The 25,375-nt window shown below is 73.8% G+C and carries 5 protein-coding genes; all 5 read right to left on the reverse strand.

All coding sequences use genetic code 11. The annotated features are described in order from the left end of the window. Positions 1–84 precede the first annotated feature (84 nt). The 5 genes from ACQP2H_RS20395 to ACQP2H_RS20415 all read right to left on the reverse strand — a co-directional run bounded on the left by ACQP2H_RS20395 (position 85) and on the right by ACQP2H_RS20415 (position 25,372). Positions 85–1,122, reverse strand: a complete 1,038-nt coding sequence (locus ACQP2H_RS20395; RefSeq protein ID WP_219463550.1) for a MupA/Atu3671 family FMN-dependent luciferase-like monooxygenase — start codon at positions 1,120–1,122, stop codon at positions 85–87. A 10-nt stretch (positions 1,123–1,132) separates the two neighbouring features. Beyond that, on the reverse strand, positions 1,133–2,392 hold the full coding sequence (locus ACQP2H_RS20400; protein WP_219463553.1) for an MFS transporter: 1,260 nt from the start codon (positions 2,390–2,392) through the stop codon (positions 1,133–1,135). Positions 2,393–2,421: 29 nt separating this feature from the next. Then, on the reverse strand, positions 2,422–2,640 hold the full coding sequence (locus tag ACQP2H_RS20405) for an MbtH family protein (RefSeq protein ID WP_219463556.1): 219 nt from the start codon (positions 2,638–2,640) through the stop codon (positions 2,422–2,424). 74 nt (positions 2,641–2,714) lie between these two features. Continuing rightward, the gene (locus ACQP2H_RS20410) at positions 2,715–12,827 is read right to left on the reverse strand and encodes a non-ribosomal peptide synthetase (protein ID WP_219463558.1); all 10,113 of its coding nucleotides are present in this window, start codon (positions 12,825–12,827) and stop codon (positions 2,715–2,717) included. Beyond that, positions 12,824–25,372, reverse strand: coding sequence for an amino acid adenylation domain-containing protein (locus ACQP2H_RS20415; RefSeq protein ID WP_433228503.1), 12,549 nt, complete (start codon positions 25,370–25,372; stop codon positions 12,824–12,826). The genes ACQP2H_RS20410 and ACQP2H_RS20415 overlap by 4 nt, the downstream gene beginning before the upstream one ends. Positions 25,373–25,375: the final 3 nt, after the last annotated feature.

Raw genomic sequence — 25,375 nt, forward strand, 5'->3', positions numbered from 1 at the left:
AATTCATCCTTCGTCCCGGCCGCGCCACCCGGCACGGCGCCGACGGGCGCGCCGGTCGGCGCGTCCGTTCCCGGGCCCGCGGCCTCAGGCGGTGACGCGGGCGTTGAGCTTGCCGAGCAGTTCGATGCCGGCCAGAACGGCGTCCGGGCGGACACCGAAGTCGATCAGGCAACCGATCTCGTCGATGCCGAGGCCGGCCACCCGGTCGATCAGCTCGGCGGCGTGGTCCACGCCGCCGAACAAGCCGCCGGTGGAGAAGTAGCGGTCGAAGGCGCGCGCCGAGAGGTACTCGATGTCGGCGGCGTTCAGGTCGGCCAGGTTCACGTCCTTACCGAGGAACGACTTCGCGGTCAGGTTCGCCGAGCTCTTCAGGTAGTTGGTGAACGGGGCCCGGACCACCTCGCGGACCTGGTCGAGGTCGTCGCCGAGCAGGGTGTGCAGCATCAGCACCACGTGCCCGGACCACCCGTGCCGCTCGGTGGCGACCCGGCGGTACTCGGCGATTTTCCCGGCCAGTTCACCGAGGTTCTGCCCGAGCAGATGGGTCAGCAGGCCGGCCCGCATCTCCCCGGCCGCCCGGAACGTCTCGACGCCGCCACCGGAGGTGACCCAGATCGGCAGCTCCGGCTGGACGGCCGGCGGGTACGGCCGCACCTCGACGGCCCGCCCCATACCGTCCACCCCGGTCGCCGTGCCGCCGCGCCACAACCGCCGTACCTCCTCGGCGGTCTGCCTCAACACGGTGCGACGGTTCTCGTAGTTACCCGGCGCGAGCGCGAAGTCGACGGCGTTCCACCCGGAGGCGAAGGCGATGCCGACCCGGCCGCCGGAGAGGTTGTCGACGACCGACCACTCCTCGGCGATGCGCAGGGGGTTGTGCAGGGGCGCGACGACGCTGCCGGCCCGGATGCCGATCCGGTCGGTGATCGTGGCGATGGCCGCGCCGAGCACCGACGGGTTCGGATAGGCGCCGCCGAACGGGTCGAAGTGCCGTTCCGGGGTCCACACCGCGGTGAGGCCGGCCCGGTCGGCGAGCTTGGCGCCCTCGATGAGCAGCTCGTAGCGGCCGCGCGCGCCGGGGGCGGTGCTGTCGTTGGCGAAGTAGAACAGGCTCAGATCCATGGTGGTCCCGTCAGGTCGTGGTTACGAGGTCGCCCGGCACCGGCTCCGGGGCCGGCAGCCGGGTCCGCCGGATCGCCGGGACGGTGAGCGCAGCCGCCGTAACGACGGCCATCCCGGCCGCCGCGATGAGCAGCCCGGTCGCGCCACCGGTCACGTCCAGCAGGTATCCGGCGCCGATCGCGCCGAGCCCGGCGGCGGCAGCTGCGGTGAATCCCGCGGTGGCCCCGACCCGCCCCTGCAGCTCGGCCGGAGTCGCGGTCATCTGGTAGATCGCCGAGGCGACGTTGAAGACGGCGCCGACGAAGCTCATCGCGGCGAACAGCACGCCCAGGCCCACCGGCGTGACGATGAACGCGCTACCCGCCATCAGGGCGCCCCAGGCCGCGAACCCGCCGATCACCACGGCCGGCAGCGGCAGCCGGCTCAGCCACCAGCGCGCGGTGAGCGCCCCGGCCACGCCGCCGCAGCCGCTGATGCCGAAGAGCAGACCGACCGCCGATGCCGGATGGCCCTGCTCCTGGACCAGGACGACCATCAGGGACAGCGAGACGAGCTGGAAGAACACGCCGCTGAGGGACACCAGGACGACGGCGGCGCGCAGGAAGGCGTGGCCTCGCAGCCAGGCGAGGCCGTCGAGCACGTCCCGGCCGACGTGCCGGTCACCGGCGACGGGCGCCGGACGGGTGTCGGCCCGCATCAGCCAGACGTTGGCGAATGCCACCAGGGCACCGACGGCGGCCAGCAGGAACGGGCTCCACCGGGTCCAGGTGAACAGCAGCGTGCCGAGCGGCGCGCCGACCAGCCCGGCCACCCGGCCCCGGGCCTCGTTCTGGCCCATCGCCGAGCCGAGCTGGGACGCCGGCACCACCTGACGCACGGTCACCCGCTCGGCGAGCCCGGAGAAGATCGCCAGGCTGGTGTCGACGAAGACCGCGGCGAGCAGCACGGTGAGGGTGAGCGTGCCGGTCAGCAGGGTGGCGGCCACCGCGCCGAGTGCCAGCGCCCGGCACCCGGCACAGAGGACCATCACCCGGCGGCGGTCCCACCGGTCCACAAGAGCTCCGGCCGGCAACTGGAAGACGACGCTCGGCAGGATAGCCGCCGCGGTCGCGAAACCGGCCGCCGCCGCCGACCCTCCGGAGATCCAGAGCGCCAGCAGGGGATAACAGACCGCGCTCATCCGGGAGCCGAGGAACGAGACCCAGTGGCCCGTCCAGAGCAGGACGAAGTCGCGGTTGCGGTGCAGCGGCACGATCTCGCGGGCAGTCATCACCGGCGCCTCTCTTTCGGTGCCTCGGCTCAGGCGGCGTCGCCGGCCATCTCGCGCACCAGGCTGAGCGGGCGCATGTCGGTCCAGTTCTGCTCGACGTATTCCAGGCACGCGGCGCGGGTGTCCTCGCCGTACACCCGCTCCCAACCGGCCGGCACCTCGGCGAAAGCCGGCCACAGCGAGTGCTGCCCCTCGTCGTTGACCAGGACTAGGTACGGCGCCTCGTCGTTCTCGAACGGGTTCGGCATGGTTGCTCCTCACATCGGATCGGTGTCGTCCGGTGACGACGAGTTCGACTCTCCGGCAGTGGTCTATCCGTTTCCTATGCCGTCGCGCCGAGGCGTTTGGCCAGCACACGGCCGATCTCGCTGACCGCCGCAGGCGTGGTGAACAGCTGCTCGTGCGTGGCGTCGACGGGATGCTCGGTGATCTGGCCACCGATGTGGGCCGCCCACGATGACGCGTCCTCGCGGACCTTGCCGCCCGGCGCCGAGGCGACGAAGAGCAGATCTCCGCCGTACGGATCGGGCTGGTGCGCCCGCATGATCAGCACGTTGCCGACGAAGGTCTCGATCATCCGCAGCAGCTGATCGTCCGGAAGATCGGCGATCGACGGGTTCTCGCCGCGCAGGAAGGTCAGGTAGGCGTCGACCGGCACGTCGTCGCCCTCGTGGGTGAACCCGGTCGCGCGCATCTGGTCGGCAATCACCTGCTGCCGGGTCGGCGGCACGGCGCCCGGTGGTTGCGGGTGCGCGTCCACCACGGCCAGCAGGTCGACCTCGGCGCCCGAGCGTTCCAGCAGCACCGCGACGGCCTGCGCCACGTGGCCGCCGAAGGACCAGCCCAGCAGCCGGTACGGGCCCTCCGGCCGCACCTCGCGGATCAGCCGCACGTAGCGTTCGGCCATCTCCCGCAGGGTGTCCGGCCGGTCGTCGCCGGTGAGGCCCTCGGCCTGCAGGGCGTAGACCGGCTGCTCCGGACTGAGGTGGCTGAGCAGCCCGGCGTAACACCAGCCGGCCCCGGAAGCCGGATGCACGCAGAATAGCGGTGGCTCGCCGCCCCGGGCCCGCAGCGGCAGCAGCGGCCCGAACGCCGGCCCACCGGCGTCGCCGGAGCCGAGCCGCGCGGCCAGAGCGGCCGGGGTCGGCGCCTCGAACAGCGTCCGGACGCCGATCTCGGCGCCGAGTACCGCCCGGATCCGGGCCACCAGGCCGGCCGCGAGCATCGAATGTCCGCCGACGGCGAAGAAATCGTCGTCCACGCCGACCGCCGGCACCCTGAGCACCTCGGCGAACAGGCCGCAGAGCAGCTCCTCCTGCGGGGTTCGCGGCGCCCGGCCGACCCGGGCGGTGTGAACCGGGGCCGGCAACGCACGCCGGTCCAGTTTGCCGGTGCCGGTCAGCGGCAGCGCGGCCAGCGGCACGACGGCGGACGGGATCATGTAGTCCGGCAGCCGCCGGGCCAGCGCAGCACACAGGGCGACCGAATCCGGCTCGTCACCCACCACGTAGGCGACGATCCGCCGGTCACCAGGCACGTCCTCGCGGACCAGCACCGCGGCCCGGCTCACCCCGGCCTGCTCGGTGAGGGCCTGCTCCACCTCGCCCAGCTCCACCCGGAAGCCGCGGATCTTGACCTGATCGTCGGCCCGGCCGAGGAAGACCAGATCACCGCCACCGGTCCACATCGCCAGGTCACCGGTCCGGTACATCCGCTCCCCCGGCGTACCGGACGGGTCAGCGACGAAACGCTGGGCGGTCAGCCCCGGATGGGCGTGGTAGCCCCGGGCCAGGCCGGCACCGGCGATGTAGAGCTCGCCGGGAACACCGGGCGCGACCGGGCGCAGCCGCTCGTCGAGCAGCCGCAGGTGGGCGTTGTCGACGGCACGGCCGATCCCGGCCGTCTCCGGCCAGCCGGCCACCGCGGCGGGCAGGGTGGTGGCGGTGACCACGTGGGTCTCGGCCGGCCCGTAATGGTTGTGCAGTCGGGCGTGCGGGTGGTCGGCGAAGAACCGGCGTACGTGCGGGCGCAGTGTCAGCGCCTCCCCGGCCTGGGCGACCGCGGTCAGTGCGGGCAGCCGGATCCCCTCCTGACCGGCCGCATCGAGGACGGCGTCGATCACGAGGTTCGGCGCCAGCAGGTGCTCGATCCCGGTGGCGGCGAGCCAGGCGGCCAGCCGTGGCGGGTCGCTGCGGATGTCGGCCGGGCACGGGACCAGGGTGTAGCCGTGCAGCAGGGCGCCCAGCAACTCCTGCACCGAGACGTCGAACCCGACCGCGGAGAACTGGGCGATCCGGCGGGTGCCGGTGGCCGGCAACGCGCGCTCGTGCCAGGCGAGCAGGCTGCGCATCGCCAGCTGGGTCATCACCACGCCCTTGGGGCGGCCGGTGGAACCGGAGGTGTAGATGACGTAGGCCGGATGCAGTGGACCGGCGACCGGCCAGACGTCCGGTTCCGGCGCGCCGCCGGGCGCGGTCACGTCGACGACCGGGCCGTCCCAGTCGAAGCCGCCCGCGCAGACCAGCACGGCCGGGGCCGTGTCGGCGAGCATCAGCGCGATCCGCCCGGCCGGCAGGGCCAGATCGACCGGCAGGTACGCAGCGCCGCACTTGAGGACCGCGACCAGGGCCACGGCCAGGTCAGCGGAGCGGGGCAGGGCCACCGCCACGTACCGCTCCGGGCCGGCGCCCTCGGCCAGCAGCCGCCGGGCCAGCCGGGTCGCCCAAGCGTCCAGCTCCCGGTAGGTGACCGGGACGTCGCCATCCAGCACCGCGACCGCGTCCGGGGTGCTCGCCACCACGGCGGCGAACCGGTCGGCCAGGCCCGCGCCGTCGTCCGGGAACACCGCGCCGACGCCGAAACCGGCCGGCACGGCGCCGAGGCTCAGCTCGGCCACCGGCTGGTCCGGGCTCTGCAGGACGGTCGCGAGCAGCTCGGTGAGCCGGACGGTTAGGCGCTCGGCGGTGTCCCGGTCGAACGCGTCCACGCCGAAGAGCAGGCGACCGGAGACCCCGGCCGGTGCGCCGGCTTCGTCCCGGCGGGCGTACAGGGCGAACGAGAGGTCCATCCGGGTCATGCCGGTCTCCGGCCGCTCCTCGGCCAGCCGTACGCCACCGGCCTCGGACACCGCGCGTACGCCCAGGCTCTGGTCCTGCCAGAGCAGCTCCACCTGGAACAGCGGGTGCCGGGCCATCGACCGGGCCGGGTTGACCACCTCGACCAGTCGCTCGAACGGCAGCTCCTGGTGTTCGAAGGCGGCCAGGTCGCTCTCCCGGACCCGGCGGACCACCTCGGCGAAAGTGGGTTCACCGGACAGGTCGGTGCGCAGCACCAGGGTGTTGACGAAGAAGCCGACCAGCCGGTCCAGCGCGTCGTCGGTACGCCCGGCGACCGGCGTGCCGATCGGGACGTCGTCGCCGGCGCCGAGCCGGTGCAGCAGCACCGCGAGCGCGGCCTGCACCACCATGAACGGAGTGGCGTGCCGGGCGGCGGCGAACGCGGCCAGGCCGGCGTGCACGTCGGCGCCGAGCTCGAACCGGACGGTCTCCCCACGGTTGGTCGGCTGGGCCGGTCGGGGCCGGCGGCCGGGCAGCGCCACCTCGTCGGGCAGCCCGGCCAGGGCGTCCTGCCAATACGCGAGTTGCGCGCTGATCAGGCTGTCCGGGTCGTCCTCGGAGCCGAGCAGGGCGCGCTGCCACAGGGTGTAGTCGGCGTACTGGACCCGCAGCGGCGCCCAGTCCGGCGCCGAGCCGCTACGCCGGGCGTCGTAGGCGGCCATCAGGTCCCGGCCCAGCACCGGCAGCGACCAGCCGTCGGCCGCGATGTGGTGCAGCACCAGCAGCACCACGTGCTCGTCCCCGCCGGGCTCGAAGAGCCAGGCCCGGATCGGGATCTCGGCGGACAGGTCGAAGGCGTACCGGGCGGCCTCGGACAGGTCGTCGCCGGCGACCACGGTCAGCTCCGGCCGGGCTTCCGGCAGAACCACCTGGTACGCGCCGTCGTCGTCGGTCGCGACCACGGTGCGCAGCGCCTCGTGGCGGGCGACCACGTCGGCCAGCGCGTCCCGCAGGGCGTCCACGTCGAGCGCGCCGGTCAGCCGCAAAGCGGTCGGGATGTTGTACGTCGGGTTCGGCCCGTCCAGCTCGTGCAGGAACCACAGCCGCTGCTGGGCGTAGGAGAGCGGCACCCGGGCCGGACGCGCTCCGGCGACCAGCGGGGTGCGGCTCCGCCCGGCGCCGTCCAGCCTGGCGCCGAGCCGGGCCGGCGTCGGGTGATCGAAGAGGTCGCGGATGCCCACCTCCGCGCCGAGCACGCCGCGGATCCGGCTGACCAGCGTGGTGGCCAGCAGGGAGTGGCCGCCGCAGCCGAAGAAGTCGTCGTCCAGGTGGACCACCGGCCGGTGCAGCAGCTCGGCGAAGAGGCCGCAGAGGATCTCCTCCCGCGGGGTGCGCGGCTCGCGGCCGGCGTCGTCGAGCCGGTACTCCGGCACCGGCAGTCCACGCTTGTCGACCTTGCCGTTGGGGGTGAGCGGGATCTTCGGCAGCGGCACGAGCATCGACGGGAACATGTAGTCGGGCAGGGCCAGGGCGGCGTGCGCGCGGACCGCGGCCAGGTCGATCCCGGGCTCGGCGGCCAGGTAGGCGACGAGCCGCCGGTCCCCGGGCCGGTCCTCGCGGATCAGCACGACCGCCCGCGCCACCTCGGGGTGGCCGGCCAGCACGGTCTCGATCTCGCCGAGCTCGATCCGGAAGCCGCGCAGCTTCACCTGGTCGTCGACCCGGCCCAGGTAGTCCAAGGCGCCGTCGGCACGCCGGCGGACCAGGTCGCCGGTGCGGTACATCCGCTGTCCCGGCCCGGCGAACGGGTCGGCGACGAAGCGTTGCGTGGTCAGGCCGGGCCGGCCGTGGTAGCCGCGGGCCACGCCGGCGCCGCCGACGTAGAGTTCGCCGGGCACTCCGGCCGGGACCGGGCGCAGGCCCGCGTCGAGCACGTACGCGGTGGTGTTGGCGACCGCCGGGCCGATGTCCGGCACGGTCTCCCCGTCGACCCAGGCCATCGTCGAATAGATGGCGGCCTCGGTCGGGCCGTAGCCGTTCGACAGCGACTCCGCGGTGGCCATCACGGTGGCGGCCAGGTCGATCGCCAGGGCTTCGCCACCGACCAGCAGGCGCAGACCGGCGAACGCCTCCGGGTCCTGTTCGGCCAGGGCCCGGAACAGGCTGGGCGTGGCCTGCACCATCAGGGTGCCGGCACGAGCCCGCTCGGCTCGCATCCGGGCGCCCAGGGCGATCTGGTCGCGGACCACGTCCACCGGGGCGATCACCAGCGTCGCGCCGGTGATCATCGGCAGGAAGAACTCGAGGCTGGCGATGTCGAAGCCGATCGTGGTGACGGCCAGCAGGCGGTCGCCGTGGGTGAGGCCGAACCGGCTCCGCACGGCGACGAGGGTGTTCTGGAAACCACCGCGGGTCACCACCACGCCCTTGGGACGGCCGGTCGATCCCGAGGTGTAGATCATGTAGCCGGCCGCGGTGGCCGGGGCGGCGACCCGTACCGGCTCGGATTGTCCCTGGGCCAGGTCGATCTCGTCCAGGAACAGCCGGCCGACCGCGGTGCCGGCGTCCGGGTCGGTGCCGTGGGTGGTGAGCAGCAGCGCCGGGGCCGCGTCGGTGAGCATGTAGTCGATCCGGTCGGCCGGATACGCCGGGTCGATCGGCACGTACGCGGCGCCGGCCTTCACGATCGCCAGGAGCGCGACCGCGAGGACGGCAGTGCGGGGCAACGTGACCGCGACGAACGACTCGGTCGTCACCCCGCGCGCCACCAGCAGCGCGGCGAGCCGGTCGGACCGGGCGTCGAGCTCGGCGTAGGTCAGCGGGCCGCCGTCACCATCCACGGCGACGGCGTCCGGCACGGCCGCCGCGGTGCTCGCCGCCCAGTCCGCCAGCCCGTCCGGGGGCACCGGCAAGTGCTCCCCGGCCCGGGTGAGTGCGCGCTCTTCGGTGGGGGTGGCGAGCGCGAACCGGCTCACCGGGCGGTCCGGGGCGGCGGTGACCGCCGTGAGCACCCGGACGAACCAGTCGGCCAGGCGGGTGGCCGTGGCCGTGTCGAACAGGTCGGTGCTGTACTCCAGGTGACCGGCCAGGCCGGCCGGGGTGTGCCCGGCCGGACGGGGCTTCTCGGCCAGCGAGAATCGCAGGTCGACCATGACCGAGCCGGTGGCGACCGGCTCCGCGGCGACGGTCAGGCCGGGCAGCTCCCGTACGCCGCCCATCTTCTCCACCTGATCGACGGTGTTGAGCGCGAGCATGGTCTGGAACAGCGGATGCCGGACCATCGAGCGGGGCGGGTTGAGCACCTCGACGAGCCGCTCGAACGGCACGTCCTGGTGGGCGAAGGCGGCCAGGTCGGTCTCCCGCACCCGGCCCAGCAGCTCGGTGAAGCTCGGATCGCCGGACAGGTCGGTCCGCAGCACCAGGGTGTTGACGAAGAAGCCGACCAGCCGGTCCAGCACGTCGTCGGTACGCCCGGCGACCGGCGTGCCGATCGGGACGTCGTCGCCGGCGCCGAGCCGGTGCAGCAGCACCGCGAGCGCGGCCTGCACCACCATGAAGACGCTGACCCGGGCCTGCGCCGCGAGTTCGACGATCCGCTGGTGGGCTGCGGCCGGGATCTCCAGCGGCACCTGGCCCCCGCGGTAGCTGGCGGTCACCGGGCGGGACCGGTCGGCCGGCAGGGTCAGCTCGTCCGGCAGCCCGGCCAGCGCCTCGGTCCAGTAGGCGATCTGACGGGCCAGCGCACTGTCCGGGTCGGACTCGTCGCCGAGCTCCGCGCGCTGCCAGAGGGTGTAGTCGGCGTACTGCACCGGCAGGGGCGCCCAGTCCGGCACCCCGCCGGCGGTGCGGGCGGCGTACGCCTCAGTGAGCTCGCCCATCAGCAGCGGGATGGACCAGCCGCCGTCGGCGGCGATGTGGTGCGCGACCACCAGCAGGATGCGCTCGTTGCCACCGGGCTCGAACAGCCAGGCCCGGATCGGGATCTCGGCCGACAGGTCGAACGGCCGCCGGATCGCGGACGCCAGATCGTCCCCGTCGACCACGGTCAGCACCGGCCGGGCATCCGGCCGCACCACTTGGTACGCACCGTCACCGTCCTCGGCGAAGACGGTCCGCAGCACCTCGTGCCGAGCGACGACGTCGGCCAACGCGTCGGCCAGAACGGCCGGGTCGACGTCACCGATGAGCCGGAGCGCGGCCGGCACGTGGTACGCGGGGTTCGGCCCTTCCATCTGGTGCAGGATCCACAGCCGTTGCTGGGCGAAGGAGAGTGGCAGGCGCTCGGGCCGGGGTACCGCGGTGAGGGATCGCCTCCCACGCCCAGCCCGTTCCATCGCCGCCGAGATCCCGGCGACGGTGGGCGCCTCGAACAGGACGCTGATCGGCAGATCGATGCCGAACACCGTCCGGATGCGGCCCATCAGGCTCATGGCCATCAGGGAATGCCCGCCCGAGCCGAAGAAGTCGTCGTCCACGCCCACCGACGGGCGACGCAGCACTTCGGCGAAGAGCCCGCAGAGGATCTCCTCCTGCGGAGTACGCGCGGCCCGGGCGGGGCTCGCGTTCGCGAACACGGGGGCCGGCAGGGCCTTCCGGTCGAGCTTGCCGTTCGGGGTCCGGGGGAACTCCGGCACGGTGACGAACGCCGAGGGCACCATGTAGTCGGGCAGGAGCCCGGTCAGGTGCCCGCGCACCGCCGCCAGGTCGGTCGACGGGTCGTTGACGTAGGCGACCAGGCGGGGCTCACCACCGGCGTCGGCCCGGACCGCGACTGCGGCCCGGCGCACCCCCGGCGCGGCCGCGAGCACGGCTTCGATCTCGCCGAGCTCGATCCGGAATCCGCGGATTTTGACCTGGTCGTCGACCCGGGACAAGAACTCCAATCCTTCCGGCGTACGGCGGACCAGGTCCCCGGTGCGGTACATCCGCTCGCCGGGCCGGCCGTACGGGCAGGCGACGAACCGCCCGGCGGTGAGCCCGGCGCGGCCGTGGTAGCCGCGGGCCAGCCCGTCACCACCGAGGTACAGCTCGCCGGGGACACCGGTCGGCACCGGGCGCAGGCCGGCGTCGAGTACGAGCACGTCGGTGTTCCGGATCGCCGTTCCGATTCGCACGGCACGGCCGGCGGTGACGTCGCCGACCGTCGACCAGACGGTGGTCTCGGTCGGGCCGTACATGTTGTGTACCGCCGCGGCCGGGCCGAACGCCTCGATCAAGTCGGGTGGCAGCGGTTCGCCGCCGACTAGGACCCGGACGCCGGCCACCGCGTCGGGCTCGTCGCTCACCAGCGCCCGCCACAGCGTGGGCGTGGCCTGCATGACCGACGCGGTGCGCAGCAGGGCGGCTATGCGGGCGGTGTCCCGGACCGTCTCCCGCGGCGCGATCACCACGGTCGCGCCGGTTGTCAGGGGCAGGAACAGTTCCAGGCCGGCGATGTCGAAGCCGACGGTGGTGACGGCCAGCAGACGCTCGCCGGGGTCGAGGCCGATCCGCTCGCGCATGGCGGCCAGGAAGTTGTCGAACGCGGACCGGGGGATGACGACGCCCTTGGGGCGGCCGGTGGAACCGGAGGTGTAGATGGTGTACGCCGCCGCGGTTCCCGGCACTGGAAGCGCCGGCAGTGACGTCTCACCCGGGGCGAACGTGTCCAGCAACAGCCGTTCGGCGTCGCTCGGCAGCAGCGCCGAGGTGGCCGTGTCGGTGATGGCCAGCACCGGCGCGCAGTCCTCGATCAGGTAGGCGACCCGGTCGGCCGGGTACTCGATGTCGACCGGCAGGTAGGCGGCGCCGCAGCGGAGCACCGCCAGCAGCGCCACCAGCAGGTCGACCGAGCGGGGCAGCGCCACCGCGACGAACCGGTCGGGGCCGGCGCCGCGGCCGGCCAGTTCGGCGGCGAGCAGGCCGGCCCGCTCGTCCAGCTCGCGATAGCTGAGCCGGATCGGACCGCACTCCACCGCGACCACGTCCGGCGCGGCGGCCAGCCACCGGTCGAAGGCGGCGGCAAGGGATGCCGCGGGCTCGTCGGCGCGGTTGCCCCCGAAGTCGGCCCGCTCGTCGTCGAGCAGCACGTCGACCGCGGACACCCGGATGTCCGGCGTGGTGGCGAACGCGGTCAGCACCCGGGTGAGGCGGGTCGCGAGCCGCTCGGCGGTGCCTTCGTCGAACAGGTCGGCCGACGCGGTGAGCGAGCCGCAGAGACCGGCCCCGCCGGGTTGCTCCTCCACACTTACCGACAGGTCGAACCGGGCCGTGCCGGCCTCGGCCGGCTCCACCCGCACGGTCAGCCCGCGCAGCGCGGCGACGCTTTCCCGGGCGGCCCGCTCGTCCAGCGTGTTCCAGGTCAGCAGGGTCTGGAAAAGTGGGTTGCGGGACCGGGATCGGGCTGGGTTGAGCGCCTCGACCAGCCGCTCGAACGGCAGGTCCTGGTGATCCTGTGCGGTCATCACCAGCTCGGCGGTACGACCGACCAGCTCCTCGACGGCAGGGTCGCCGCTGAGGTCGTTGCGCAGCACCAGCGTGTTGACGAAGAGCCCGACCAGCTCGTGCAACGCCTCGTCAGGGCGACCGGCGACCGGCGTGCCGATCGGCAGGTCGTCGCCGGCTCCCAGCCGATGCAGCAGGGTAGCCAGGGCCGCCTGCACCACCGCGAAGACGGTGGTGCGCTGCCGCTTGGCCAGCGCGGTTAGGCCGGCACGCACCTCGGCCGGGACGGTGAACGGCACGGAGTGACCCCGGTGCCCGGCCACCGGCGGACGCGGCCGGTCGACCGGGAGTTGGAGCTCCTCCGGCAGCCCGGCCAGAGTGCTCGTCCAGTGGGTGAGCTGACGGGCGGCCAGACTGGCCGGGTCCGTCTCCTCGCCGAGCAGCTCACGCTGCCAGAGCGCGTAGTCGGCGTACTGCACCGGTAGTTCCGGCTGCTCCGGCGCACGTCCCTCGGCCCGGGCGGCGTACGCCGTCATCAGGTCGCGCACCAGCAGCGAGCGGGACCAGCCGTCCGCGACGATGTGGTGCACCAGCAACAGGAGGACGTGCTCGTCGCCGCCGAGGTCGAAGAGGCTGGCCCGCAGTTGCGGCACGTCCCGCAGGTCGAAGGCGTGGCGCTGGGCCTCCGCCAGCCGCGCCGGCAGCTCCGCGGGAGTCACCCGAACCGTCTCCAGGCCGGGCCGGTGATCCGCTCCGAGGATGATCTGCTGCTCCCCGTCGAAGACCGTGCGCAGGCTCTCGTGCCGCAGCACCAGGTCATGCAGTGCGGCGTGCAGGGCCGGCCCGTCGAGTCGGCCGGTGATCCGCAGTGCGGTGGCGATGTTCCAGGTGGCGGTCGGGCCCTCGAGCTCGTGGAGAAACCAGAGCCGCTGCTGGGCGTATGACAACGGGATCATCGGGTGGTCCTCCTGCGCAGGGCCGGGCGGGCCGGGGCCGCGGCCGGGGAGTCGCCGGCCGCGGCGAGGCGGCCGGCGAGGTCGGCGACGGTCGGGCATTCGAAGAGGGTGCGGACGGTCAGGTCGGCGCCGAGGACGGTCCGGATGCGGGCGATGGCCTTCATGGCCAGCACCGAGTGACCGCCGAACTCGAAGAAGTCGTCGTCGATCGAGACCCGGGGTAGTCCGAGCACGTCGGCGAAGACGCAACAGAGGTTCTCCTCGCGCGGGTCGCGCGGCGGCCGTCCGGTCGGTCCGGTGTCGTACCGGGGTGCCGGGAGCGCCCGGCGGTCCACCTTGCCGTTCGGGGTGAGCGGAACGGCGTCCATCGTCACGATCACCCGCGGCATCATGTAGTCGGGCAGTGTCTGCCCGGCGTGCCGGCGCAGCTCCGCCGAGTCCAGGGCGAAGCCGGGCTCGGCGACGACGTATCCGGCCAGCCGCCGGTCCCCGGGCTGGTCCTCGCGGACGATGACCACCGCGCGGGCCACCCCGGGGTGCTGCTGGAGCACCGTCTCGATCTCGCCGAGCTCGATCCGGAAGCCGCGCAGCTTGACCTGCGCGTCGACCCGGCCGAGGTAGTCGAGACGGCCGTCAGGCCGCCAGCGGACCAGGTCACCGGTGCGGTACATCCGCTCGCCGGGCCCGCCGAATGGATCGGCGACGAACCGTTCCGCGGTCAGCGCCGGACGGCCGTGGTAGCCGAGGGCCAGCCCGGCACCCCCGATCCAGAGCTCGCCGGGCACACCGGCCGGGGTCCGGCGCAGCCCCGGGTCGAGCACGTGCAGTGTGGTGGCGCGGACCGGTCCGCCGATGTGCGGGCTGCCGTCGACCACGGATGCGGTCGACCAGACCGTGGTCTCGGTGGGTCCGTACATGTTGAGGACCTGCGCGGCCCGCGCGGTCAGAGCGGTGGCCAGCGCCGGCGGCAGGGCCTCCCCGCCGACCAGGACGCGCAGCCCGTCGATCGCCGCCGGGTCCTCGTCGAGCAGCGCCTGCCACAGGCTCGGCGTGGCCTGCATCAGCAGGTCACCGACGGCGGAGCGGTGGGCGTGCACGAGCGCGGCCAGCCGCGCCGGGTCTCCGACGACGTCGCGTGCGGCCAGCACCACCGTCGCGCCGACGGTCAGCGGCAGGAAGATCTCCAGCACCGAGATGTCGAACCCGACCGTGGTGACCGCGACCAGGCGATCGCCGGCGCTGAGGTCGCACCGCTGCTCCATCGCGGCCAGGAAGTTGTCCATGGCGGCGCGCGGGACGACCACGCCCTTGGGCCGGCCGGTCGAGCCGGAGGTGTAGATCGTGTAGGCCGGCGCCATGCCCGGCACCGTCTCGTCCGGGATCCGGTCGGGCCCGGTGACGTCGCCGATCAGCAGCACCGGCACACCGGCGTCCACGGCGGTGTCGGTCACCAGCACCGACGGGGCGGCGTCGGTGAGCATCCAGGCCACCCGCTCGGCCGGGAAGTCCCGGTCGACCGGCAGGTACTGGGCGCCCCGGCGCAGCACCGCCAGCAGGGCGGCGACCAGGTCGGCGTCGCGCGGCAGGGCCACCGCCACGGTCGATCCGGGGGTCACGCCCCGGGCGGCCAGGGCGGCGGCGATCGCGGCGGCCCGGCGGTCCAGCTCGGCGTAGGTGACGAAGACGCCTCCGGCGTCCACGGCGACCGCGTCCGGCGTACGCGCGACCGCCGCCGCGAACCTGTCGAGCAGCTCCGGGGTCGTCCCCGCAGGCTCGCCGGTACCGGCGACGACCAGCTCGGCGACCTCGGCCGGGGTGGTGAGCGGGAATCGGCTCACCGGGGCGTCCGGGTCCGTCACGACCGCCTCGACGACGCGCCCGAGCCAGTCGGCCAGCCGTTCGGCGGTGGACCGGTCGAACAGGTCGGTGGCGTACTCCAGGGCGCCGGTCACCCCATCTGGGGAGCCGTCCGCTGCCCGCCGTTCGGCCAGGTTGAGGGTCAGGTCGACCTTGGTGGTCACCGCCGGGGTGGGCAGCGCCCGGGCGACCAGGTCACCGAGCGGCAGTTCCCGGTCGCCCAGGCTCTCGTTGTTGTTCCACATCAACAGGGTCTGGAACAGCGGGTGACGGGCGGTGGACCGGGCCGGGTTGAGCACCTCGACGAGCCGCTCGAACGGCACGTCCTGGTGGGCGAAGGCGGCCAGGTCGGCCTCCCGGACCCGGGCCAACAGCTCGGTGAAGCTCGGATCGCCGGACACGTCGGTCCGCAGCACCAGCGTGTTGATGAACAGGCCGACGAGGTCCTCGACCGCGTCGTCGGTGCGACCGGCGACCGGTGTGCCGATCGGGATGTCGTCGCCGGCGCCGAGCCGGTGCAGCAGCACCGCGAGCGCGGCCTGCACCACCATGAAGACACTGACCTGCGTACGGGCGGCCAGCGCGGCCAGCCGCCGGTGCGCCTCGGCCGGGATCTCCAGCGGCACCTGGCCACCGCGGTAGGAGGCGGTGACCGGACGGGACCGGTCGACCGGCAGGGTCAGCTCGTCCGGCAGGCCGGCCAACGCCCCGGTCCAGTGGCCGAGCTGGCGGCTCAACTCGCCGCCCTCGTCGAGGACCCGCTGCTGCCACAGGGTGTGGTCGGCGTACTGCACCGGCAGCGGCGCCCAGCCGGGCGCGCGGCCGGCGCTGCGGGCGGCGTACGCGACGGCCAGGTCACGCACCAGCACCGGCATCGACCAGCCGTCCCCGGCGATGTGGTGGAGCACAACCACCAGGGCGTACTCGTCGGAACCGAGGTCGAACAGGACCGTACGCAGGGGCGGCTCGGTGGCCAGGTCGAAGCCGAGCCGGGCCTCGGCGGCCACCGCACGCTCCAGCTTGTCCGGCGAGCAGCTGATCACCCGCAGGCCGGGCCGCGACTCCGGCCGTACCACCTGGTAGGCGCCATCGTCGTCCTCGGCGAAGATGGTGCGCAGGCTCTCGTGCCGGCCCGCCACGTCGGCGAACGCCGTGGCCAGCGCGCCGGGGTCCAGGGCGCCGCTGATCCGCAGCGCGGTGGTGAGGTTCCAGGTGGCGCTCGGTCCTTCCATCTGGTGCAGGAACCAGAGACGCTGCTGGGCGAAGGAGAGCGGCAGCCGTTCCGGGCGCTCGGCCGGGGTGACCCCGGCCCGGGCTCCGGCGGCGCCGGCCAGCGCCCGGCTGAGACCGGCCACCGTCGGCGTCTCGAACACCTGCCGAACCGACAGCTCGACGCCGAGCATCGTGCGGATCCGGCTGGTCAGCCGGGTGGCGAGCAGCGAGTGACCACCGGCGGTGAAGAAGTCGTCGTCGATGCTCACCACCGGCACCCGCAGCACCTCGGCGAACAGCCCGCAGAGCAGTTCCTCGCGCGGCGAACGCGACGCCCGGCCCTCGGTCGCCCGGGTGTAGCGCGGCGCGGGCAGCGCCCGGCGGTCGAGTTTGCCGTTGTGGGTCAGGGGCAGCCGGTCCATCGGCACCAGCGCCGACGGGAGCATGAAGTCCGGCAGCGAGGCGGCCAGGTTACGGCGCAGCGCGTCCGCGTCGAAGGTCCAACCCGGCTCCGGTACGACGTAGCCGACCAGCCGCTTGTCGCCGGGCCCCTCCTCGCGGACCACGACGGCGGCCCGCAGGACGCCGGGCGCCCGACTGAGCACGGTCTCGATCTCGCCCAGCTCGATCCGGTAGCCGCGCAGTTTGACCTGGTCGTCGGCGCGGCTGACGTACTCCAGGACGCCGTTGCGCCAGCGGGCGAGGTCGCCGGAGCGGTACATCCGGCGGCCGGGCACACCAAACGGGTCGGGCAGGAAGCGCCCGGCCGTCATGCCGGGCCGGCGCAGGTAGCCGCGGGCCAGGTTGTCGCCGGCGATGTAGAGCTCGCCGGTGACGCCGGGCGGCACCGGCAGCAGCGCGCTGTCGAGCACGTAGACCCGGGTGTTGCTGATCGGGACGCCGATCGGCGGGCTGTCCGGCCACTCCGCCACGTCGGCGGGCAACGTCCACGCGGTGACCACGTGGGTCTCCGCCGGACCGTAGTGGTTGTGCAGCCGGTGACCGGGGTGCGCGGCGTAGAAGTCGCGGACCCCGCGGCGCAGGGTGAGCGCCTCGCCGGCCTGGACCACGCGCCGCAGGTGGCCCAGCCCGGCGTCACCGCGCTCCTCGAAAAGGCCGTCGACGACCAGATTGGGCGCGTAGAGCTCGGCGACACCGTGCCGGTCGAGCCACCGCGCCAGCGCACGCGGGTCCCGGCGGACGTCCTCCGGGCAGACCGCGAGGGTACGGCCGTGCAGCAGCGCGGAGAGGAACTCCTGCACCGAGACGTCGAAGCTGACCGCGGTGAACTGGGCGACCACCGCGCCGTCGGGGCTCGGCATCGCCTGTTCGTGCCAGGCCATCAGGTTGGTCATCGCCCGCCCCGGCATCACGATGCCCTTGGGGCGGCCGGTGGATCCGGAGCTGAAGATGACGTACGCGGGATGGTCCGGCCGGATGTCCGGCGCGGGACCAAAGCTCCGCTCCGGCAGCGTGGCCGTGTCGAGCAGGAGCCGCGGCGTGTCCGCCGGCAGCAGCGTCCCGGGGATCGCCGCAGTGCTGATCACCAGCGCCGGGCGGGCGTCGGCCAGCATCGCCTGGATCCGCTCGGCCGGATACTCCAGGTCGAACGGAACGTAGGCCGCGCCGGTCTTGAGGACGGCGACCACCGCGACCGCCAGGTCAGCGCCGCGCGGCAGGGCCACCGCGACGAACTCCTCGGGGGCGGCGCCACGGCGGGCCAGCTCGGCGGCGAGCCGGTCGGCGGCGGCGTCCAGTGCGGCGTAGGTGAGCTCCCGGCCGTCCTCGACGATCGCCACGGCTTCCGGCGTACGGGCGACCTGAGCGCTGAACTGCTCGGCCAGCGACGCGTCGGTGCGCGACGCCGTCGTCGCGTCGTTGATCCGGTCCAGGGCGGCCCGCTCGGTGTCGTCGACGATGTCGATGCGGTGCACCGGCCGGTCCGGCGCGGCGGTGACCGCGGTGAGTACCCGGACGAAACGGTCGGCGATCCGCGCGGCGGTGGCGGTGTCGAACATGTCGGTGCTGAACTCCAGCCGCCCGGCGAGCCCGGCCGCCGCCCCGCGTTCTCCGCGCCGGTCCTGGATCGCGAGCAGCAGGTCGAACGTCGCCACGTCGGTGCCCAGCTCGAGCTGGCCGACCGACAGGCCGGGCAGGCTGAGGGTGTCGGCGGCGCCGGCCTGCGACCGCGCGGTGTTCCAGGTGATCATGGTCTGGAACAGCGGGTGCCGGGCCATCGACCGACCCGGGTTCAGCTCCTCGACGAGCCGCTCGAACGGCACGTCCTGGTGGCTGTAGGCGTCCAGCGCGGTGGCCCTGGTCCGGGCGATTACCTCGGCGAACGTCGGGTCGCCGGACAGGTCCGTACGCAGGACCAGGGTGTTGACGAAGAACCCGATCAGACCTTCCAGCGCGGCGTCGGTGCGGCCCGCGGTGGGTGTGCCGAGCGGAATGTCCTCACCCGCGCCGAGCCGGGACAGCAGCACCGCCAGCGCCGCCTGCACCACCATGAACGTGCTGGTGCGGTGCTCGCGGGCCAGGTCGTCGAGGCGGGCGTGCAGAGCGGCGGGCACGGTGAACGCGACGGTCGCGCCGCGGTGGGTGGCGGTCAGCGGCCGGCCGCGGTCCACCGGCAGGGACAGTTCCTCGGGCAGCCCCGCCAGCTTGGTTCGCCAGTAGTCGAGCTGCCGAGCCATCTCGCTGCCGGTGTCCTCGGCCTCCCCGAGCACGTCACGCTGCCACAGGGTGTAGTCGGCGTACTGGACCGGCAGGGCGGCCCAGGCGGGCGGGGCGCCGGCCGTACGGGCGGTGTAGGCGACCGTCAGGTCCTTGATCAACAACGGCATCGACCACCCGCCGTCACCGGCGATGTGGTGCATGACCAGCAGCAGCACGTGCTCGTCGGCGGCGACGCGGAACAGGTGGGCCCGCAGCGGGATCTCGGCGCCCAGGTCGAAGCCGACCCGGGCCGCGCGGGTCAGTGCCGCGTCCAGGTCGTCCGGGGCCACGGTCCGCGACGACAGGCGGAACTCGGCCGGGGGCAGGATCCGCTGGTGGACGCCCTCGGTGTCCTCCTCGAAGAGGGTGCGCAGCGTCTCGTGCCGGGCCACCACGTCGCCGAGGGCCGCGGCCAGCACGGCGTCGTCGAGGTCGCCGGTGAGCCTCAGCGCGGCCGGCACGTTGTAGGTGGCGCTCGGTCCCTCCAATTGATTGAGGAACCAGAGCCGCTGCTGGGCGTAGGAGACCGGCAGCCGCCGCGGCCGGTCGCCGGCGATCAGCGGGGGCCGGGCGGTGCCGTTCGTGGTGAGCAGCGCGGCCAGCCCGGCCACGGTCGGCGTCTCGAACAGCGCGCTGATCGGGATGTCCTGGTCGAAGACCGCCCGGACCCGGCTGAGCAGGCGCATCGCGGCCAGCGAGTGGCCGCCGGAGGCGAAGAAGTCCTCGTCGATGAAGACCTGCGGGCGGTTCAGGATCTCGGCGAACAGCCCGCAGAGGATGTCCTCCTGCGGCGAGCGCGGCATCCGGCCGGCCGCGTCGGTCACGACCTCGGCCGGCTCCGGCAGCGCAGCCCGGTCGATCTTGCCGTTGGCGGTCAGCGGCAGCTCGTCGAGCAGGACGAACACCGACGGCACCATGTAGTCCGGCACCGCGGTGGCCAGATGTTTGCGCAGGACGCCGACGTCCACCGCGCCACGGGTCACGGCGTAACCGATCAGGCGGCTCTCGCCGCGCGAGTCGGGCCGCACCGCGGCGACCGCGGCGGTCACGTCCGGGTGCCCGGCCAGGACGGCTTCGATCTCGCCCAGCTCGATCCGGAAGCCGCGCAGCTTCACCTGGCTGTCCACGCGGGTGAAGAACTCCAGCTCGCCGGCGGCGGTCCAGCGGACCAGGTCGCCGGTGCGGTACATCCGCTCGCCCGGCTCGCCGTACGGATCGGCGACGAACCGCTGCGCGGTCAGCCCGGCCCGCCGCAGGTAGCCGCGGGCCACGCCGAAGCCGGCGATGTACAGTTCGCCGGCCACGCCCACCGGCACCGGTCGCAGCGCGTCGTCCAGCACGTAGACGCGGGTGTTGGCGATCGGGGCGCCGATGGTCGGCGGCGCGCCGGTGACCGCCGCGGCGGTCGACCACACGGTGGTCTCGGTCGGGCCGTACACGTTGGTGACCGAGGCGGCGTGCCCGGCCAGGGTGGCCGCCAGGGCCGGCGGCAGCGCCTCGCCACCGACCAGGACGTCCACGCCGCCGAGGACCTCCGGCTGCTCGGCGGTAAGCACCTGCCACAGCGTCGGGGTGGCCTGCATGGCGGTGATCCGGTCACCGGCCAGCAGGTCGCGCAGGGCGGCCGGGTCGCGCACCGTGTCCCGTTCCGCGACCACCACTGTCGCGCCGGCGAACAGCGGCAGGTAAAGCTCCAGGCCGGCGATGTCGAAGCCGACCGTGGTCACCGCCAGCAGCCGGTCGCCCTCGGTCAGGCCGAGCCGGTCGCGCATGGCGAGCAGGAAGTTGTCCAGCGCGCCCCGGGAGACGACCACGCCCTTGGGCACCCCGGTGGAGCCGGAGGTGTAGATGACGTAGGCGGCCGTGCTGTCCGGGACCATCCGGCGGCTGAACTCCCGGGCCGGCTCGGCGACGTCCAGCAGGACCGGCGCCGCCGGGGTCGCCGGCAGGCCGAGCAGCAGGGCAGTGGACGTTAGCAGGGCGACCGGCGCGGCGTCGGCGAGCATCAACCGGATCCGCTCGGCCGGGTACTCGGTGTCGATCGGCAGGTACGCGGCCCCGGTGCGCTGCACCGCGAGCAGCGCCACGACCAGGTCGGCGGAGCGCGGCAGGGCCACCGCGACGAACGTCTCCGGCGCCGCGCCACGGGCGGCGAGACGGCCGGCGAGGGCGTCGGCGCGGGCGTCCAGCTCGGCGTAGGTCAGCCGCACACCGGCGCACTCGACGGCGATCGCGTCCGGCTGGTCGGCGGCGAACCGGTCGATGCGGTCGAGCAGGGAGCCGCCGGTCAGCTCGGCGCCGGTGTCGTTCCAGTCGTCGAGCAGCAGCCGGCGCTCGACGGCGGTCAGCACGTCGGCGGCGCCGGCCCGCAACGCCGGGTCGGCGGCGAACTGCGCGAGCAGGGCGGCGAACCGGTCGGCGAGCTGTTCCACGGTGGCCCGGTCGAACAGGTCGGCGGAGAACTCGATGATGCCGGTCAGCCCGTCGGCGCCGGGCTGCTCGGCCAGGTTGACTGCGAGGTCGAACTTGGCCACGCCGCCGTCCACGCCGTGGCTGCGGATGCGCAGGTCGCCGAGGGAGGCGAGCGCCTCGGTCCTACCGCCCTGATCGTTGTTGTTGAACGAGAGCAGCACCTGGAACAGCGGCGACCGGGAACGGGACCGGACCGGGTTGAGCACCTCGACGAGCCGCTCGAACGGCACGTCCTGGTGGGCGAAGGCGGCCAGGTCGGTCTCCCGGACCCGGGCCAGCAGCTCGGTGAAGGTCGGGTCGCCGGACACGTCGGTCCGCAGCACCAGCGTGTTGACGAAGAGGCCGACGAGCTCCTCGAGGGAGTCGTCCGGTCGGCCGGCGACCGGGACGCCGATCGGGATGTCGTGGCCGGAACCGAGGCGGGACAACAGCACGGCCAGGGCCGCCTGTATCGCCATGAAGACGGTCACCTGCTGGTCGCGGGCCAGCTCACGCAGCGCGCGGTGCACCCCGGCCGGGACATGCAGGGGCACCGTGCCACCCCGGTAGGAGGCGACCGCGGGCCGGGGACGGTCGACCGGCAGCGGCAACTCCTCCGGCAGCCCGGTCAGGTGACTCGTCCAGTAACCGAGCTGGCGGACCACCGGCGAGTCCGGGTCGTCCTCGGAGCCGAGCAGCTCACGCTGCCAGAGGGCGAAGTCGGCGTACTGGACCGGCAGCGGCGTCCAGGTGGGAGGGGCTCCACCGGCCCGGGCGGTGTAGGCACGGGTCAGGTCACGGGAGAGCAGCGGCGTGGACCAGCCGTCCCCGGCGATGTGGTGCAGCAGCACGAACAGCACGTGCCGGTCGGCGTCCAGGCGGAACAGCCACAGCTTCAGCGGGTTCTCCCGCGACAGGTCGAAGGCGTAGCGGGAGCACTCGGCGAGCCGCTGCGGCAGGGCCGCCTCGGAGCAGTCGACGACCGGCAGGTCGAACTCCGGCTCGTCCACGATGATCTGGTACGCGCCCTCGGCGTCCTCGGCGAAGACGGTCCGCAGGCTCTCGTGCCGTGCCAGCACGTCCCCGTAGGCGGCACGCAGCGCGGCCACGTCGATCGGGCCGGTCAGCTCCAGCGCCGAGCCGAGGTTGTAGACCGGGCTGGGACCCTCCAGGCGGTGCAGGAACCACAGGCGCTGCTGGGCGAAGGAGAGCGGGAGCCGCTCCGGGCGCGGGCCCGCGGTCAGCGGCGGGCGGGCGGTGCCGGCCGAGCTCAGGGACCGGGCCAGCTTGGCCACCGTCGGATTCTGGAAGAGCTGCCGTACGGACAGCTCCGCGCCCAGGGCGGCCCGGACCCGGCTGACCAGGCGGATGGCGAGCAGGGAGTGCCCGCCGACGGCGAAGAAGTCCTCGTCGACGCCGACCGACGGCCGGCCCAGGACCGCCGCGAACAGGTCGCACAGCAGCTCCTCGCGGGGGTCGCGAGGGCCGCGGGCAGCCGCGGCGCCGTCCGCCCAGTCCGGCGCCGGCAGGGCCGCGCGGTCTACCTTGCCGTGCGCGTTGAGCGGCAGGTCGGCCAGCGGCACGATCGCGGCCGGCACCATGTACTCGGGCAGGGCGGCGGCGAGGTGCTCGCGCAGCGCGGGGATCGCCGGGTCGGTGCCGACGACGTAGAGGACCAGGCGCCGGTCGCCGGACTCCTCGCGGACCACGGCGACGGCGCGGGTCACCGCCGGGTGGGCGGCCGCAGTGGCGGCGATCTCGCCGAGCTCGATCCGAAAACCACGGATCTTGACCTGGTCGTCGGCGCGGCCGACGTACTCCAGCGCGCCGCCGACCCGGCGGCGGACCACATCGCCGGTACGGTACATCCGGGCGCCGGGCGGGCCGAACGGATCGGCCGGGAACCGTTCCGCGGTCAGGCCGGGGCGGCCGAGGTAACCACGGGCCAGCACGACGCCGGCCACGTAGAGCTCCCCGGTGACCCCGTCGGCGACCGGGCGCAGGGCCGAGTCCAGCACGTACGCCCGGGTGTTCCAGAACGGGGTGCCGATCGGCACCGGGCCGTCCGGGAGCGGCTCACCGGCCGGGATGCGGTGCTCCAGGCAGTTCACGGTCGCCTCGGTCGGGCCGTACGCGTTGATGATCTGAACCTCGGGGTGAGCGGCCCGCCAGGCGCGCAGGGCCTCACCGCGCAGCGCCTCACCGCCGAGGATGAGCGTGCCGCTCGGGCTGACCGTCTCCGACATGGTGTCGAGCAGCGGCAGGTGGCTCGGGGTGCCCTTGAGGAAGGTCGGCCGGGGCCCGTCGACCGCGTCCGGCAGCTCGGCGACGTGCACCTGACCACCGGAGACCAGCGGGGACCACAGCCCGGTGACGGTCAGGTCGAAGGCGACCGAGGAGTGCGCCAGCGCGATGCCGGCCGCGTCCGGGTAGACCACCCGGGCCCGGCTCAGGTAGGCGCCGACCGAGCGGTGCTCGACCACGACGCCCTTCGGGCGGCCGGTGGAACCGGAGGTGAAGATGACGTAGACCGGGTCGTGCGGTCGGACCCGCACGGTGAACGGCTCGGACTCATGCTCCCCCAAGGTGACAGTCCGCAGGCCCTCCGGCAGGGCGGTCCCGGCCGTGGTGACCGCGAGAACCGGGTCGGCGTCGCCCAGGATCACCGCGATCCGGTCGGCCGGATAGTCCGGGTCGATCGGCGCATAGGCCCCGCCGGCCTTGGTCACCGCGAGCAGCGCCACCACCAGCTCGACCGAGCGGGGCAGCAGCACCGCGACCAGCCGGCCCGGGCCCACCCCGCGGGAGGCCAGTTCCCGGGCGAGGTGGCTGGCCCGGGCGTCCAGCTGACGGTAGGTCAGGGTCCGGCCGCCGGCTAGCACGGCCGGCGCGTCCGGGGTCCGGCGGACCTGCTCGTCGAAGAGCTGCGGCAGGCTGGCCGGAGCGACCTCGCGGGCGGTGTCGTTCGCTAGGGCGAACTCCCGCTCGGCCGGCGTGAGCAGGCTGATCCGGCCGATCGGCCGGTCCGGGTGCTCGACGAGCGCGTCGAGCACCCACCGGAACCGGTCGACGATCGCCGCGACGGCCGCGTCGTCGAACAGGTCCGGCTGGTGGAACAGCTTGAACCGCAGACAGTCCTGCGGCATGCCGACCAGGCTGAGTGGGAAGTGGTTGGCCGAGTGGCTGCGGGCACCGACGACGCGCAGCTCGTCGTTGTCCGGCGCGGGGGCCGGGGCGTCGTCGAACGGGAAGTTCTCGAACACCACCGAGGTGTCGAAGAGCGCGCCCAGCCCGGCCCGCCGCTGGATCTCGCCCAGGCCGATGTGCTGGTTCGCGACCAGGCGCAGCTGCTGGTCCTGCACCCGGGCGAGCAGGTCGCCGACGGTCTGGCCGGGATCGAGGCGTACCCGCAGCGGAAGGGTGTTGATGAACAGGCCGACCATCGACTCGACGCCGGGCAGCTCAGCCGGACGGCCGTTGACGGTGACCCCGAAAACGACGTCGTCGCGGCCGGTGAGCCCGGCCAGCACCAGCGACCAGGCCGCCTGGACGACCGTGTTGACGGTGACGCCGGAGGACCGGGCCAGCGCGGTGACCGCCCGGGTGCGCTCGGCAGTCAGCCCGAACTCGGTGCGGCCGGGATCCTGCGGGGCGCGGTCAGCCGGCACCGTGATCACCCGGGTGGGCGCGTCCAGCCCGGCGAGCGTCTCGTCCCAGGCGGCGCGGGCCGCGTCCTGGTCCTGGGCGGAGAGCCAGGCCAGGTAGTCCCGGTACGGCGCGACCGGGGGCAGCATGCTCGCGTCGCCGCCGGCGAGGTAGAGGGCGTGGAACTCCTTGAGCAGCGTCGGGAACGACCAGCCGTCCAGAACCGTGTGGTGAATGGTCAGCACCAGGCGGTGGTCCCGCTCGCCGAGCCGGATCAGCAGGAACCGGATCAGCGGCGGCCGACTGATGTCGAACCGGGTGGCCCGGTCCGCGAGAACGGCCTGCCGGGCCTGCTCCTCGGCGTCCGCGCCCGACCCGGCCAGGTCCAGGACGGTGAACGGCACCGTCACCCGCGCCGCGATGAGCTGCGCCCAGTCCCCGTTGCCCCGATGCCGGAACGCCGCCCGCAGATTGGCGTGCCGCCGCACCAGCGCGTCCGCGGCCGCCCGGGCCCGCTCCTCATCGAGCGTCCCGGCCAGGTGGAAGGTGGACTGCACGGTGTAGATGTCCGGCGTCGTCTCGTCGAAGACGCTGTGGAAGAGCAGGCCACCCTGCAGGGGTGACAGCGGCAGGATGTCTTCGATGGTCCCCCGACGAGTCACGTC

The organism is Micromonospora sp. CA-248260 (assembly GCF_050942205.1).
Classification (GTDB): Bacteria; Actinomycetota; Actinomycetes; order Mycobacteriales; family Micromonosporaceae; genus Micromonospora; species Micromonospora antibiotica.

Bases quoted from the DNA above. Each gene is read 5' to 3' on its own strand.
- ACQP2H_RS20400 (WP_219463553.1), bottom strand. From the start codon at position 2,392: ATGACTGCCCGCGAGATCGTGCCGCTGCACCGCAACCGCGACTTCGTC.
- ACQP2H_RS20395 (WP_219463550.1), bottom strand. From the start codon at position 1,122: ATGGATCTGAGCCTGTTCTACTTCGCCAACGACAGCACCGCCCCCGGC.
- ACQP2H_RS20410 (WP_219463558.1), bottom strand. From the start codon at position 12,827: ATGATCCCGTTGTCATACGCCCAGCAGCGGCTCTGGTTTCTCCACGAG.
- ACQP2H_RS20405 (WP_219463556.1), bottom strand. From the start codon at position 2,640: ATGCCGAACCCGTTCGAGAACGACGAGGCGCCGTACCTAGTCCTGGTC.